This window comes from Streptomyces sp. NPDC054796, assembly GCF_053611545.1.
In genome coordinates this window covers 1-14,777 of sequence record NZ_JBSHAO010000009.1, presented here as the reverse complement: position 1 = coordinate 14,777, position 14,777 = coordinate 1, and the positions used below count along the sequence as shown (strand labels likewise).

At 70.9% G+C, this 14,777-nt stretch carries 12 protein-coding genes and 2 tRNA genes; 9 read left to right on the top strand and 5 right to left on the bottom strand.

The window, feature by feature from the left end; genetic code table 11:
* Window positions 1-143 precede the first annotated feature (143 nt).
* Window positions 144-773 (top strand): mycothiol-dependent nitroreductase Rv2466c family protein, encoded by a 630-nt coding sequence (locus ACWGJ2_RS09990; RefSeq protein WP_453345527.1) that lies wholly within the window; start codon window positions 144-146, stop codon window positions 771-773.
* 155 nt (window positions 774-928) lie between these two features.
* On the opposite strand, the gene ACWGJ2_RS09985 is transcribed toward ACWGJ2_RS09990, so the two are convergent.
* Both ACWGJ2_RS09985 and ACWGJ2_RS09980 read right to left on the bottom strand, forming a co-directional pair.
* Window positions 929-1,570, bottom strand: coding sequence for a superoxide dismutase (locus ACWGJ2_RS09985; protein ID WP_453345526.1), 642 nt, complete (start codon window positions 1,568-1,570; stop codon window positions 929-931).
* Between the two features lie 147 nt (window positions 1,571-1,717).
* Entirely contained in the window at window positions 1,718-3,190 is a 1,473-nt protein-coding gene (locus tag ACWGJ2_RS09980; protein ID WP_453345525.1) for an amino acid permease, read from the bottom strand.
* 277 nt (window positions 3,191-3,467) lie between these two features.
* Between ACWGJ2_RS09980 and ACWGJ2_RS09975 the strand changes: the two genes are divergently transcribed.
* The 3 genes from ACWGJ2_RS09975 to ACWGJ2_RS09965 all read left to right on the top strand — a co-directional run bounded on the left by ACWGJ2_RS09975 (window position 3,468) and on the right by ACWGJ2_RS09965 (window position 5,577).
* Window positions 3,468-4,076 carry a biotin transporter BioY gene (locus tag ACWGJ2_RS09975; protein WP_453345524.1) on the top strand — a complete coding sequence of 203 codons (609 nt, stop codon included), beginning with the start codon at window positions 3,468-3,470 and terminating at the stop codon, window positions 4,074-4,076.
* Window positions 4,077-4,241: 165 nt separating this feature from the next.
* Entirely contained in the window at window positions 4,242-4,730 is a 489-nt protein-coding gene (locus tag ACWGJ2_RS09970) for a ribose-5-phosphate isomerase (RefSeq protein WP_453345523.1), read from the top strand.
* A 19-nt stretch (window positions 4,731-4,749) separates the two neighbouring features.
* On the top strand, window positions 4,750-5,577 hold the full coding sequence (locus ACWGJ2_RS09965) for an Fpg/Nei family DNA glycosylase (protein WP_453345522.1): 828 nt from the start codon (window positions 4,750-4,752) through the stop codon (window positions 5,575-5,577).
* Window positions 5,578-6,130: 553 nt separating this feature from the next.
* Here the strand turns inward: ACWGJ2_RS09965 and ACWGJ2_RS09960 are convergent.
* On the bottom strand, window positions 6,131-7,369 hold the full coding sequence (locus ACWGJ2_RS09960; RefSeq protein WP_453345521.1) for a GNAT family N-acetyltransferase: 1,239 nt from the start codon (window positions 7,367-7,369) through the stop codon (window positions 6,131-6,133).
* Window positions 7,370-7,608: 239 nt separating this feature from the next.
* Between ACWGJ2_RS09960 and ACWGJ2_RS09955 the strand changes: the two genes are divergently transcribed.
* The gene (locus ACWGJ2_RS09955) at window positions 7,609-8,766 is read left to right on the top strand and encodes a PP2C family protein-serine/threonine phosphatase (RefSeq protein WP_453345520.1); all 1,158 of its coding nucleotides are present in this window, start codon (window positions 7,609-7,611) and stop codon (window positions 8,764-8,766) included.
* Between the two features lie 393 nt (window positions 8,767-9,159).
* Window positions 9,160-10,515: a magnesium transporter gene (gene mgtE, locus ACWGJ2_RS09950; protein WP_453345519.1), complete on the top strand. Its 1,356-nt coding sequence runs from the start codon at window positions 9,160-9,162 to the stop codon at window positions 10,513-10,515.
* A 177-nt stretch (window positions 10,516-10,692) separates the two neighbouring features.
* On the opposite strand, the gene ACWGJ2_RS09945 is transcribed toward mgtE, so the two are convergent.
* On the bottom strand, window positions 10,693-11,997 hold the full coding sequence (locus tag ACWGJ2_RS09945) for an acyltransferase family protein (RefSeq protein ID WP_453345518.1): 1,305 nt from the start codon (window positions 11,995-11,997) through the stop codon (window positions 10,693-10,695).
* A 593-nt stretch (window positions 11,998-12,590) separates the two neighbouring features.
* Between ACWGJ2_RS09945 and ACWGJ2_RS09940 the strand changes: the two genes are divergently transcribed.
* Window positions 12,591-12,785 carry a hypothetical protein gene (locus tag ACWGJ2_RS09940; protein WP_453345517.1) on the top strand — a complete coding sequence of 65 codons (195 nt, stop codon included), beginning with the start codon at window positions 12,591-12,593 and terminating at the stop codon, window positions 12,783-12,785.
* Between the two features lie 117 nt (window positions 12,786-12,902).
* On the opposite strand, the gene ACWGJ2_RS09935 is transcribed toward ACWGJ2_RS09940, so the two are convergent.
* A tRNA-Gly gene (locus ACWGJ2_RS09935) sits at window positions 12,903-12,976 on the bottom strand.
* 110 nt (window positions 12,977-13,086) lie between these two features.
* On the opposite strand from ACWGJ2_RS09935, the gene ACWGJ2_RS09930 reads away from it, so the two are divergent.
* Window positions 13,087-13,163, top strand: a tRNA-Pro gene (locus ACWGJ2_RS09930).
* Window positions 13,164-13,276: 113 nt separating this feature from the next.
* The gene (gene tig / locus ACWGJ2_RS09925) at window positions 13,277-14,713 is read left to right on the top strand and encodes a trigger factor (protein WP_453345516.1); all 1,437 of its coding nucleotides are present in this window, start codon (window positions 13,277-13,279) and stop codon (window positions 14,711-14,713) included.
* The last annotated feature ends 64 nt before the right edge of the window (window positions 14,714-14,777 follow it).

Genomic DNA, 14,777 nt, shown 5'->3' with positions numbered 1-14,777 from the left:
CTCAGTCAGCATCGCACGCGGTACAGACAACGCATACCGGGGAATGGGCGCGCCCTCCCGCGCGTTTTCCCTGCGTCCGTACCGCACGTTCGTAGCGTGCTCCGGTACCGTCCGTTAATCGTTCGTCCGAGGAGACCCTGGCCATGGCCGAGAAGACACCGGCAGACTTCTGGTTCGACCCCCTGTGCCCGTGGGCGTGGATGACTTCCCGCTGGATGCTGGAGGTGGAGAAGGTCCGGCCTGTCGAGGTCCGCTGGCATGTGATGAGCCTGTCGGTGCTCAACGAGCCGAAGCTGGACGAGCTGCCCGAGGAGTACCGAGAGCTGCTGAAGACCGGCTGGGGCCCGGTGCGGGTGTGCATCGCGGCCGAGCAGAAGTACGGGAACGAGGTGCTCGGCCCCCTTTACACCGCCCTCGGCACCCGTTTCCACAACCGTGCGCAGGAGCGGACCCGCGAGACGTTCGTGGAGGCGCTGGAGGAGGCGGGGCTGCCCGCCGATCTCGCGGACGCGGCCGATTCGACGGAGTACGACGAGGCGCTGCGTGCCTCGCACAAGGAGGGCATCGATCTGGTCGGCCAGGAGGTCGGCACCCCGGTCATCGCCGTCCCGGGCGCGGACGGCGGGCAGGTCGCCTTCTTCGGCCCCGTCGTCACCCCGGCCCCCAAGGGTGAGGCGGCGGCGAAGCTGTGGGACGGGACGCTGCTGGTGGCGTCGACGCCGGGCTTCTTCGAGATCAAGCGGACCCGCGACGTCGGCCCGATCTTCGACTGACCCCGGCCGGCCGAAGCGGCCCCGGCCACTGACAGGAGGGCCCCGTACGTCACGTCCGTACGGGGCCCTCCCGCTTTCCGCCTGCCCGGTGAAGCGGTGAGAAGACGATCACGAGGCAGGAGGCCGGTCCCCCTGGTCGACGGGGGGCCGGAGCATCAGGGCGCGAGGAGCAGGTTGTTGGCGCGCTCCTTGGCTGCGGTGTAGCGCCTGGCCACGTCCTGCCAGTTGACGACGCGCCACATGGCCTCGACGAAGTCGACCTTCTGGTTGCGGTACTGGAGATAGAAGGCGTGCTCCCAGGCGTCGAAGACCAGGATGGGCACGCTGCCCTGGCCGACGTTGCCCTGGTGGTCGTAGACCTGCTCGACGATGAGGCGGGCCGTCACCGGCTCGTAGGCGAGGACGCCCCAGCCCGAACCCTGGGTGGTGGCCGCGGCCTTCGAGAGCTGGGCCTTGAACTTGGCGAAGGAGCCGAACGACTCGGCGATGGCGTCCGCCAGCTCGCCCGTGCCGTCCTTCTCCAGCGGCTCGCCGCCGCCGTCGCCGGTCATGTTCTGCCAGTAGATGGTGTGCAGGATGTGCCCGGAGAGGTGGAAGGCCAGGTTCTTCTCCAGGCCGTTGATGGAGCCCCACGCGTCCTTGTCACGGGCCTCCGCCAGTTGCTCCAGGGTGTCGTTCGCACCCTTCACATACGCGGCGTGGTGCTTGTCGTGGTGCAGCTCGATGATCTCGCCGCTGATGACCGGCTCCAGCGAGGCGTAGTCGTACGGCAGCTCTGGAAGTGTGTAGGTCGCCATTCTGCTTGCCCCTCCGCTATTGCACATTACTTGCAAGAAGAAGGTAGCAGCAACAGTCCGGGGCGGCCCCTCCGGGAGGGACCGCCCCTGACGTGTGTCGCGGCGCGCGCCGCGGGTGTGCTGTGCGCGGGTCTGGTGTGTGTGCCGTCAGCCCTCGGACTTCTCCGTACCGGCGCCGGCCGCGCCGCCGACGGCCGCGCGCTGCCCGGCCAGCCGCTGCCGCAGCAGCCCGACCAGCGCCAGCACGATCGTCAGCCCGCCCGTGAACGCGAGCTGCGTACGGGTGTCGCTCTCGCGCAGCATCAGGGCCAGCACGGCGAGGATGCCGAGGATCGCGAGGCCCGTCAGCCACGGGAAGCCCCACATCTTCACGACCAGCTTCTCCGGCTCCTCGCGCTCCAGGCGGCGGCGCGTGATGAGCTGCGAGACGGCGATGAAGCCCCACACGACGAGGGTGGCGGCGCCGACCATGTTCAGCAGCCACTGGAAGACCGTGTCGGGCCACATGAAGTTGAGCAGCACCGCGACGAAGCCGAAGAAGGACGAGGCGATGACCGCGTAGCGCGGGACGCCGCTGCCGCTGACCCGGCCGAGGAAGGCGGGGCCCTCGCCGCGCGCGATGAGGGAGTACGACATCCGGGAGGCGCCGTAGATGTTCGCGTTCATGGCGGAGAGCAGCGCCACCAGGACCACGATGTTCATGACCTGGGCCGCCGCAGGGATGCCGATGTAGTCCAGCGCGGCGGCGTACGGGCCGGAGAGGACCGACTTGTCGTCCCACGGGATCAGGGTGACGATCACCAGCATCGAGCCGACGTAGAAGACACCGATGCGCCACATCGCGGTGCGCACCGCCTTCGCGACGCCCGAGACGGGCTTCTCGGACTCGGCCGCCGCGATGGTCACCGTCTCCAGCCCTCCGTACGCGAACACGGAGGCCAGCAGGCCGATGACCAGCCCCTCCGAGCCGTTCGGCAGGAAGCCGCCCTCACCGGTGAGGTTGTCCGTGCCCGGGGCCTCGGTGCCCGGCAGGACGCCCACGATGGCGAGGACGCCGAGCAGCAGGAAGGCCGTGATGGCGAAGATCTTCAGCGCCGCGAACCAGAACTCGTACTCGCCGAAGTTGCGCACGGCGGCCAGGTTCGTCCCGCAGAACATCACCATGAAGAGGGCGACCCACATCCAGGAGTCGGTGCCCGGCAGCCACTTCACCATGATGTCCGCCGCCGCCGTCGCCTCCGTGGCGATGGCGACGCAGAGCAGCACCCAGTAGATCCAGCCCGCGGTGAAGCCCGCCCACGGGCCGATCGCGCGCTCCGCGTGCACGGAGAAGGAGCCGGAGGCCGGGTGCGCCGCCGACATCTCGCCCAGCATGCGCATCACGAGCATGACAAGCAGACCCGAAGCGGCGTACGCGAGGACGATGGAGGGGCCCGCGGCCGCGATGCCCGCACCCGATCCGACGAAGAGCCCGGCGCCGATGACACCGCCCAGGGCGATCATGGACAGATGGCGCTGCTTGAGACCCTGTGCAAGCGCGGGCCGCGCGGGGTCCTGGCCTGCGGAACCCTGTGGTTCCCGGGGCGGCGGCGCGTCGTCGGACAGCTCGGTGCGCGTCATGAGAGGCCGTTCCTGGTGGGGGTCGGAGAACTGATCGTTGTGGCGCTCGGGACAGTCTCGGCAGGCTCACCCGGCGCTGCAATAGTCGTGGATAACGTTCCGGTATACGGACACGGGTCTCCCCCCACGTCGCCGCACGATACATGGTGCATACACGTGCGGATCCCACCAAGGCTCCCGGCCGGGCTTTGTCGCCAACGTCACGCTGGAACACGCGCCGTGGTCGGCTAGCGTCGAAAGGTCCAGCACCGACGACGAACGACTCGGAGTCGCCCTGATGAGCGCCCTCACGTCCACCGCCAGCACCACCCGCCCCGGAACCGTCCTCGCCGACCTGCTCCCCGCCTCCACGGCGGCCCGCGCCCGTGTCCGCGACGTGGCCCTGGTCGTCGGGGGCGCCGCGCTGACCGGTGTGGCGGCCCAGATAGCCGTTCCCGTCCCGGGCTCCCCCGTCCCGGTCACGGGCCAGACCTTCGCGGCCCTCGTCGTGGGCATGGGCCTCGGCGCCCGGCGCGGCTTCCTCTCCCTCGCGCTGTACGCGCTGGCCGGGATCGCGGGCATGCCCTGGTTCGCCGAGGGCGCCTCGGGAACCGCCATCCCCTCGCTCGGCTACGTCCTGGGCATGCTGCTCGCCGTCGCGGCCGTCGGCGCGCTGGCGCGGCGCGGCGGTGACCGCGGGGTGCTGCGCACGGCCGGGACCATGGCCGTGGGCACGGTGATCATCTACGCGATCGGCGTCCCCTACCTCGCGCTGGCCACGGGCATGTCGGCGGGCGAGGCGCTCGCGGCGGGCCTCGTCCCCTTCCTCGTCGGCGACGTGCTCAAGGCCGCGCTGGCCATGGGCGCGCTGCCCACGGCCTGGAAGCTGGCGGGCCGCCGCGGCTGACGCCACGCACCGGCCGCGCACCGGCCACGCACCGGGTGACGCCGGGCCGCCCCTCGCCGGGCGGCCCGGCGTTTCCGCGTACGAGGCCCCGCACGCTGCCGTCCCGGGACCCGCCAGGACCGGCCCGGACGAGCGGCCGTACCGTCCCGTCATAGACTCGACGGCATGCGCGTGTACCTCGGCTCCGATCATGCCGGTTACGAACTCAAGAACCACCTCGTCGAATGGCTCAAGGCCGCGGGCCACGAGCCCGTCGACTGCGGCCCGCACATCTACGACGCCGACGACGACTACCCGCCCTTCTGCCTCCGCGCCGCCGAGCGCACCGTCGCCGACGGCGAGGCCCTGGGCATCGTCATCGGCGGCTCGGGCAACGGCGAGCAGATCGCTGCCAACAAGGTGAAGGGCGCCCGCTGCGCCCTGGCCTGGAGCGAGGAGACGGCGGCCCTCGCCCGCGAGCACAACAACGCCAACCTCGTCAGCGTCGGCGCGCGGATGCACACCACGGACGAGGCGGTGAAGTTCGTCGAGACCTTCCTCGCCACCCCCTTCTCCGACGGCGAGCGCCACCAGCGCCGCATCGACATGCTCTCGGCGTACGAGGTGACGGGCCAGCTCCCGCCCGTACCCGCGCACCACCCCCAGCAGGACTGAGCGGGCGGGCGCCGCACCCATGCCCGAGGGCCACACGATCCACCGGCTGGCCGCCGACCACGAGGAGAGGTTCGGCGGCCGGGCCGTGCGTGCCGCCAGCCCGCAGGGCAAGTTCTCCGACGGCGCCGCTCTGCTGGACGGCCAGGTGCTCTCGGGCGCCGACGCGCACGGCAAGCACCTCTTCCTCGGCTTCGAGCCGAACGGGTGGGTCCACGTCCACCTCGGCCTCTACGGCAAGTTCACCTTCGGCGAGGGCCCGGCGCCCGCGCCCGTGGGGCAGGTACGGCTGCGGCTCTCGACCGACGACGCGTACGCGGATCTGCGCGGGCCCACCCGCTGCGAGCTGATCACGGGCGAGGAGATGCGCGCCGTACGGGACCGGCTGGGTCCCGACCCGCTGCGGGCCGACGTGGACGCGGACCCCGGGCTCGCCTGGGCCCGCGTCTCCCGCAGCCGCACCACGATCGCGGCGCTGCTCATGGACCAGAAGATCGTCGCGGGCGTCGGCAACGTCTACCGCGCCGAGGTGCTGTTCCGGCACGGGATCGATCCGTACCGGGCCGGGCGTGATCTGCGGCGCGCCGAGTGGGACGCGATCTGGGCCGATCTCGTCGGGCTGATGAGGGAAGGCGTACGGCTGGGGCGCATCGACACCGTCAGGCCCGAGCACACGCCCGAGGCGATGGGGCGGGCGCCGCGCGTGGACGACCACGGCGGCGAGGTGTACGTCTACCGCAGGGCGGGCCGGCCCTGTCTCCTGTGCGGCACGGAAGTCCGGGCCGCCGAACTGGCCGCCCGCAACCTCTTCTGGTGCCCCACCTGCCAACCCTCGCGGGGCGCGCCCTAAAACGCAGGGTTGCCCCTTCACGGGGTGCGGGGTGAAGCCATCACGGGGTGCTCCCTTCATCAGGGGTGCGCCTACCCGGTTGCCCCTTTGGGGGTTCGTTCGCGGGTGCGGGCCGGTGGGTGGGTTGTGCCCACCCTCCCCCAGCTACCGCTGGGAGGTGCCCCCTCGCCATGCGGAACGCTTGCCCACAACAGTGGGAGCGGGCCGGAGGTTGGCCACCGGGTGGGAGGGGACGTGGTGGGGTGTCCCCGCAAGTGGTGGCGACGAGTATGTACAGGCAGCCGAAAAGCCGACCCGCACTTGTCGCCGCCCGAGGAGACACCCCGGCGCGGCACCGACCCCCACCACACAGCAACCCCACATCCACGGTCCGAGCCAGAATCACGCGGCGCCAGCCGCGTCGCACCGTCACCACACGCCGCGCCGTAGCCACCGGCCCGCACCCGAAGAACAGCGCCCAGGCACAAAAAATGGCGCGGGACCCTACGGCACCCACCACACCGGCAAACCGTCCCGCGCAACACCCCAGACGAACCGGCAACCCACCGTTTCCTTAGAAGCCGTGCGGCAGCCAGGGGAGCGGGTCGGACAGGAAGGCCGACGAGGCCGTCGCGAGGGCGCCCTCGCGGAGCTCACGGACGCGCCCCGTGAAGGCCATCGTGCCCAGCGACTCACCCCCCAGATACGCGGCCCCCAACTCCCGCACTGACAACGCCACATCCGCCCCGTCCCGCGTCCGCTCACAGCTCGCGCCCTTCGCGTCGCCGCTGAGCCGCCACCGCCCCGCGTTCCAGGGGCAGAACGCGTCCTCGACCTCCAGGACGACGTCCACGGGCACCGTGTACGTCCGCGAGGCGAGCGCGGCGCCCACGTCGACGGGCCGCAGGAACAGCGCGTCGCAGTAGCGAAGCCCGCACTGCCGCACGTCGCTGACCATGTGCTGCCACGCGTCGTCGACGGGCCGGTTGTGCGTTACGAGCGTCGTGGTGAGGTCGAGGTCGAAGAGGTAGCGCCACAGCGCACCGTACGAGGCCGGGTCCAGCGCCTCCAGATCGCGGAGCCGCACGGTGCCGCGCGGCACGCCGTAGGCGTCGGAGCTGTCGCGCGCGAAGTAGCGCGCGTAGCCCGTCACCTCGCCGTCGCGCTCGGCCAGCACGCAGGCCAGCGGCAGCGACCCCTCGCGCTGCCCTTCGGGATCGAGCAGTGGGAGCCGGTGCAGGAGCCGCCCGCGCTCCAGCATCCCGGCGCGCGCGCCGACCCGCCGCGCGTACACGGCCTCGCACCGCTCCCACACGGAGGCGGGATCGGCGACGAACCGCAGCCGTACGTCGTCGGCTTCGGGCGGCACGTCGAGCGTGACGCGGCTCGTGTCGATGTCGGCGAGGAGTTTGCGGGTGGCCAGGCCGTAGCCGAACCGGCCGTAGATCTGCGGCTCGGAGGCGGTGAGCGCGGCGAGCGGCTCGGTGCCCGCCTCGTGGATGTCGTCCAACTGCCGCCGCATCATGGAGCGCAGCACGCCCCGGCGCCGGTGTGTCGCCGCGACGTGGACCATCGTCACGCCCGCCGTGGGCACCACGGCGCCGCCCGGCACCGACATGCGGAAGGAGAGCGCCGAGGCCGAGCCCACCACGTCGTCGCCGTCCCACGCGGCGAGCGAGCGGTCGAACTCGGTCAGTTCCCGCCACAGTTCGCGCTCTTCCGGCGGCTCCGTGTCCACGAGGAGGGCGCGCAGCAGGCCCTCGGTCCAGCTCTCGTACTCCGCGGGGTCCAGCACCCGCAGCTCAGTCGTCATGGGCCCATGAGACCAGGGACGCGGTGCGCGGGCGAACGAAATTACGGGTGCCCGATCAAGGGGGCCCGCGCGGCCCCGGCCCGGCCGGGGCACAGCCGCCGCACTGCCCCCTTCCGGCCCTGGCCGCACGGCCTACGACGCTTGTATGGCGCATGCACGTGCGTATGCACGGTCTGTTCCACTGGGGAGCCGTGCCGGGAATCGACGGGTTGCCGAACGTGTGGATAAGGTCCCGAAGCATGGTGGTACGTCGACCGGGCCTGGCTCCCACGGCGGCCCGGTTGCACCAGGCGCGCAAGGCGCTGCACCGGGCCCGCACGACCGTGCGTCGATCCGCCGTCGACTACTTCCGCGGCGGTGCCTCCGACTGGGTCGCACTCGCCGCCCTCTTACTGACGATCCCCACCCTCACCTGCGCCACGATCGTGATGCCCCTGTGGGCCGCGCCCGAGGCGCTGGTCCTGCCGATCATCGCGGGCGGGCTGCTGCTGCGCCCGGCCAGCCTGATCACGCTGTACGCCGCCGCTGCCTTCGCCCTGATCGTCGAGTCCGCCGTGCTGGGCCCCTACGACGACGGCGCGGGCCGTGTCACGCCTGGCACGATCCTCGTGGTCGCCGCCGCCGGGCTGTCCGGGCTGCTCGTCGCGCAGTTCCGCAGCCGGGTCGGTGTGCCGTGGCGCAGGGGCGGCACCATGCTCTTCGACCTGCGCGAACGCATCAGGGTCCAGAGCAAGTTGCCCCGGCTGCCGCAGGGCTGGCACCGCGAGATGGCACTGCGCCCGGCGGGTGGGCAGTCCTTCTCGGGCGACTTCGTCGTCGCGGCCAGGACAGGTCCGGGCGGGCGCACCCTGGAGGTCGTCCTCACCGATGTCTCCGGCAAGGGCATGGACGCCGCGTCCCGCGCGCTGCTGCTCTCCGGCGCCTTCGGCGGCCTGCTGGGCTCGCTGCCCCCGCACGCGTTCCTGCCCGCGGCCAACGGCTATCTGCTGCGCCAGGACTGGGAGGAGGGCTTCGCGACCTCCGTGCACCTCGTCCTGGACCTGGACAGCGGCGACTACGAACTCTTCTCCGCGGGGCACGTCCCCGCCGTGCAGCGCGGCGCCGGCACGGGCACCTGGGAGGAGAAGGCCGCCGAGGGCCCGCTCCTGGGGGTGTACGACGGCGCCCAGTTCGACCCGGTCAAGGGCACGCTGCGCCCCGGCGACGTGCTGATGCTGTTCACCGACGGCCTGGTCGAGACGGCCGAGCGCGATCTGTCCGACGGCATCGACCGCCTCACGGGCGAGGCCGACCGCTATGTCGCCTCCGGCTTCCACGGCGCGGCGTGGCACCTCATCGAGGCCGTGGCCCGCGACGTCAACGACGACCGCGCCCTGCTGCTGCTCTCGCGCGGCTGAGGCGGCTGAGGCGGCTCGCGTGGCCGAGGCGGCTGAGCCGACGGGGAGCGGGGGAGGGGCGGCGGGTATCCTGGACGACGGCCCGGAACGCCGGGCCGTCGGACGGAGACGTCGGACCAGGAACGTCAGGGCCCGCCGGTGACCCCGGCGACGGCGAGCGGAGGAGGTGGTCCGGATGCGCAGCGAGCCTCCCAGTCGACCACCGCGCCCCGCCGCCGTGACCTCCCACAGGCCCCTTCCAGAACCCGGCACAGGCACCCCCAGATAGCCCCCAGGTAGCCGGGCAGCCAGCCAGGCAGCCGCCCGGTGCGGTGAAGGGCGGGCGCGGCGTGCGGCGCGCGCGTACGGACACAGCCACAGCGCCCACCCACCGTTTCGTAAGGGATGCCTGCCATGACGCAGTCCCAGCTGCCCGACGAGCTGCCCACCGGCCTCCGGAGCGCCCTTGAGCGCCACGACCTGCGCGACGCGCAGCACTGGCTCGGCGAGAACCCGCCCCACCTGATCGCCGACGAACTCGCCCGCATGGACACGGTCGACGCCGTCGTCGCCTTCCGCCTCCTGGACAAGGACCAGGCCATCACGGTCTTCGAGGAGCTGGAACCCGTCGACCAGCAGGCCGTTCTCATGGGCCTGCGCGACGTGGCGTTCCGTGAGCTGGTCGAGGGCATGGACCCGGACGACCGCGTCCGCATGCTGCGCGAGGCCCCCGCCAAGGTCGCCCAGCGCGTGCTGGCCGGGCTCAGCGCCCACGAGCGCCGCATGACGGCCGCGCTGCTCGGCTACCCCGAGGGCTCCGTCGGCCGCTACATGACCCCGGAGACGGTGCCGCTGAACCAGGACCTGACCGTCGAGCAGGCGCTGGAGCGGGTGCGGGCCAGGGGCGAGCACGCCGAGACCGTCTACACCCTGCCCGTCGTGGACGACGGGCGGCGGCTCACCGGGATCGTCGAGCTGCGGGAGCTGGTGCTGAGCCCGCCGGACCGCACCGTCGCCGATCTCGTCGTCACCGAGGCCCCGCGCGCCCACGCCACCGACCCGGCGGAGGACGCGTCCCGGCTGATGCGCGAGACGAACGTCCTGGACCTGCCCGTCGTGGACAGCGAGAACCGGCTCCTCGGCCTGCTCACCATCGACGACGCCGTCGAGGTCATCGAGGCGGCCGACACCGAGGACGTGGCACGCCAGTCGGGCTCGGCGCCCTGGGCCGGGCACTACATGGCGGCGACGGTGTGGCAGCTCGCCCGCTACCGCGTGGTGTGGCTGCTGCTGCTCCTGCTGGCCGCGACGCTGACGGTGAGCGTGACCCAGGCGTTCGAGGGGACGCTGGAGCAGGTCACGCAGCTCGCCATGTTCATCCCGCTGCTGATCGGCACGGGCGGCAACACAGGGGCCCAGGCGGCGACGGCCGCGGTGCGCGCCCTGGCGGTGGGCGAGGTGCGCGGCTCCGACCTGCTCGCGGTCATCTGGCGCGAGTGCCGCGTCGGGCTGGCGCTCGGGGCGCTGCTGGCGGTGCTCGCGCTCGGGGTGGGCTCGCTCTTCGTGGGCCTGGACATCGCGGTCGTCGTCGCCGCCGCGCTGATCATCATCTGCGGCTGGGCGGCGACGGTGGGCGGCGCGATGCCGCTGCTGGCCAAGCGGCTGCGCATCGACCCGGCCGTGGTCTCGGCACCCATGGTGACCACCCTCGTGGACGCCACGGGCCTGGTGATCTACTTCCTCACCGCGCGCGCCGTGCTCGGCCTGTGACGGGGTCCCGGCGGGCACGGGCACGGGGCGCGACGGGGCCGCGACGGAACACGCGACACGGGACCGCGACGGGGCGGGGCGGGGCACGCACGGCCGAGGGCCGCCGCGCACGGGATGTCTCCCGCGGCGCGACGGCCCTCAGCCGTGTCGTACGTGATGCGTGGCGTGTGCGTGCGTCTAGTAGTAGCCCTGCGTCGACCGGTGCGCCGCGTGCCGCCCGTGCTGCCCGTGCTGCCCGTGCTGCCCGGCGCCACCGCTCCCGGACGCGCCGACCTGGCCGGAGCCCTGACCGGGGCCCTGGCCCTGGTTCTGGCCTTGCGAGGGTGAGGACTTCTCGCGCTCGCGCGCGGCGGCGCCCGCGTCCCGCTTGAAGAACCAGTCCATCGTCGGCTCCATCGCGAAGCGGAAGATCCGCTGCACGAGGGGCGTGCACAGGACGGTCATCATCGCCGCGGCGAGCAGCGTGATCACGACGCGGCTCAGCGGGTGGTCCACCCAGTCCATGTCGTACCAGTCGAACTCGCGCGAGATCTTGATCGGGTAGATGTGCAGCAGATACGCGTACAGCGTCCCGGACCCCAGCACCGTGAACCACATGTGGCGGCGCGGCACCCAGGACAGGAAGCACGCGGTCATGACGAGCCCGCAGCCGAACACGGCGAGGAACATCACGGCGCCGACCCAGGCGGGGACGCCCAGTTCCTGCGCCGCCTTGTCGTGCAGGAACCAGCCCTTCGACATCCGGGGCACGGCCCAGTAGGCGAAGACCAGGGCCGCCAGCGTGACGGGGACGGCGATGAGCCGCATCCTGCGCTGCTTCACCAGCTCGAAGTGCTCGGGCTTCAGCTTGAGTCCGAGGACGAAGAAGGGGAGGAACTGGCAGACGCGCATCAGGTTGAGGTCGCTGCTGATGGTCGGCGTGACGCTCGCGGCGACGGCGATGGCCAGGGCGACGGGGAGCGGCCAGCGCAGGTTCTTCCAGACCGGCGTGGTCAGCCGCCACAGGAAGAGCGCGATCAAGAACCAGAGCGCGAAGCCGGGCTCCTGCATGTGGAACTCGCGGTCCGGGCTGTCGCTGGCCCAGCGCATGAAGAAGGTGTAGGCGACCTGGAAGATCACGTACGGCACGAGGACGCCGGTGATCAGCCGCTGGATCTGCCGGGGTTTGCCCTCGAAGCTCCGGGAAAGGTAGCCGGAGATGACGATGAACGCCGGCATGTGGAAGGTGTAGAGCACGAAGTAGAGCGCTTCGGCGGTCCGGCTGTCGCTCCGGATCGGGTCCCACGCGTGACCTATGCCGACCAGGAGGATCGTCAGGTACTTCGCGTTGTCGAAGAACGGGTCCCGGGGCTTGTTCTTGGCTGCTGGCCTGGGTGCTGCCTTGGCAGGGGGCTCCGTCGACGCGTCCTTCGGCGGCGTCGCGGAGGGGGACTCCTCGCGGGCAGGGGGGAGCGGCGCCCGCTCATAACCAGCGTGCAACATCTGCCGCACCTTAGCGTTCAAACCTGTGAGTCGTAAATTCTTCGCGTCCTCATGTACGCGTGCCCGAGGGCTAATTCGTCACACCCCGAATCGGCACGAGTATTCGATGCTCGTTATCGCTGACTGTGTCGTGTGATGTCCCACATAAGCAACGCATATGAGTCCACGGCGACCGCCTCACGACGCCCCATGCGTCCCGGTCTGTCACCCCTGTGACCGACCCCACAAAGGGAGTTGGACCTCTCATGTGCGTCCGTGAATTCGACCGGAGAGTGCCGCGCCGACCCGGGCTATTGCACATGTTGCATGACTGCTGCACACCGCATTGATCAGGCCGAATTCCCCGTGCAATTACCTGTGTACGCGCTGTCTTCCGTGTACACGGTCCCATCGCGTGGGGCGGGTGGGGTGTACGCGAAGGGCATCCGGGGGAGGAACGGCATGATCAGGGCCGGGACCTTTGGCCGATGATTCGTCACTCGGGTCGGCCCGCGCGGAAGTTGGTGGCACGATGGTGCCGGTGCGGGGGCATGGCCATGGCGACGGGTCCCCGGGCACGGCGAGGCGTTGCGACCGCGAGGGTGTGATCAGTTATGGCCATTTCACTGTCTGTAGTTGTGTTGTTGCTTGTCATCCTGATCGTGCTGATCCGTGGAGGCTCGCTCAAGGCGGGACCGGCCGTCGTCGCCGTCCTCTTCGGCTTCTTCCTGGCCTCCACGGGCATGGCTCCGTCGATCAACCGCTTCATGAACTCGCTGGCGGACATGATCAACCAGATCAGCTTCTGACGGCCCCGCCTCCCGTCACCGCAGCCTGACGCGACGGGACCCGTGCGGCCCGAGCGATCCGTGCGCGCCGACGCGAAGGGCCCGGCTCCCCTCGGGGAACCGGGCCCTTCGCGTGTGTGGAGCGGGCGACGGGAATCGAACCCGCGTAGCTGGTTTGGAAGACCAGGGCTCTACCATTGAGCTACGCCCGCATGCGCCGCCGCAGAGCGTATCGGGACCCTGCCGGTCCCGTGCTCCCGGAGCTGTCCCCCGGAGCGGCACGGACTGCATCGTACGGCATGTACTCTACGTGTCGCACCGACGGGGTGTGGCGCAGCTTGGTAGCGCGTCCGCTTTGGGAGCGGAAGGTCGTCGGTTCGAATCCGGCCACCCCGACCACGTACTATGAAAGACGCGCGTGCCTGTGTCGTGTCCGCAAACTCGTCGTGTCGCATACGGGGCGCCCCTCTCAATCGTGAAACCCCCAGAAGTCAGCCCCAAGGAGACCGACCGTGAAGAGCGCCGTTGAGAACCTGAACCCCACCAGGGTTCGGCTCACTGTCGAGGTGCCCTTCGAGGAGCTCAAGGACAGCCTCGACGCGGCGTACAAGAAGATCAATCAGCAGGTCACGGTGCCGGGCTTCCGTAAGGGCAAGATCCCTGCCCGCGTCATCGACCAGCGATTCGGCCGCGGCGCGGTGCTGGAAGAGGCCGTCAACGACGCGCTCCCGAAGCTGTACCAGTCCGCCGTCGAGGAGGCCGAGCTGAACACGCTCGGGCAGCCCGAGGTGGACATCACCGACCTCAAGGACAACGAGTCGCTGGCCTTCACGGCCGAGGTCGACATCCGTCCCGAGATCGAGATCCCGGACTACTCGGACATCGAGGTCGAGGTCGACGCCACCGTCGTGTCCGACGAGGACGTGGACAAGGCCGTCGAGCAGCTCCGTGAGCGCTTCGCCTCCACCAGCGTCGTCGAGCGCGCCGCCGCCGAGGGCGACGTCGTGAAGGTCGATCTGGAGGCCAAGGTCGACGGCGAGGTCCTGGAGGACGGCGTCGCCCAGGGCGTCGACTACACGATCGGCTCCGGCGAGCTGCTGGAAGGCATCGACGACGCCGTCACGGGCCTGGAGGCCGGCGGCACCGCCACCTTCACCTCCGAGCTGAAGGGCGGCTCCGCCGCCGGCAAGGAGGCCGAGGTCAAGGTCGACGTCGAGAGCGTCTCGGCCCGCGAGCTGCCCGAGCTGGACGACGAGTTCGCGCAGATGGCCAGCGAGTTCGACACGCTGGAGGAGCTGAGGGCCGACAGCCGCAAGCGCCTCGAGCAGCAGAAGAAGTACGACCAGGCCACCCAGGCCCAGGAGAAGGTGCTCGACGCCCTCCTGGAGCGCGTCGAGGTGCCGATCCCCGAGAAGCTTCTCGCGGACGAGGTCGAGACCCGCAAGCACAACCTGGTCAACCACCAGCTCGGCCAGATGGGTCTCGACCTCGCCACCTACCTCCAGATGCAGGACAAGTCGGAGGAGGACTTCGACGCCGAGCTGAAGGAGCAGGCGGAGAAGGGCATCCGCACGCAGTTCGTGCTGGACGAGCTGGTCAACAAGGAGAAGCTGAACGTCAGCCAGGAGGAGCTCACCGAGCACCTCATGCGCCGCGCGCAGTCCTCCGGCATGAGCCCGGACCAGTTCGCGCAGGCCGTCGTCGAGGGCGGCCAGGTCCCGATGCTGGTGGGCGAGGTCGCCCGCGGCAAGGCCCTGGCGACGGTCGTCGAGGCCACCACGGTCAAGGACACCAACGGCGAGATCGTCGACCTGGACGACGAGGACGAGACCGCCGAGACGGTCGAGGCCACCGAGTCCGGTGACGCCGAGGAGGCCGCCGAGGCCAAGGCGGACGAGAAGGCCGACGCCGCCGACGAGAAGGCCGCCGACAAGGCCGAAGAGAAGTAGCACCACGAGGGCGGGCGGCTCGCCACGAGCCGCCCGGGGCCCCAGGGCCTCCTCCTCGCCGACA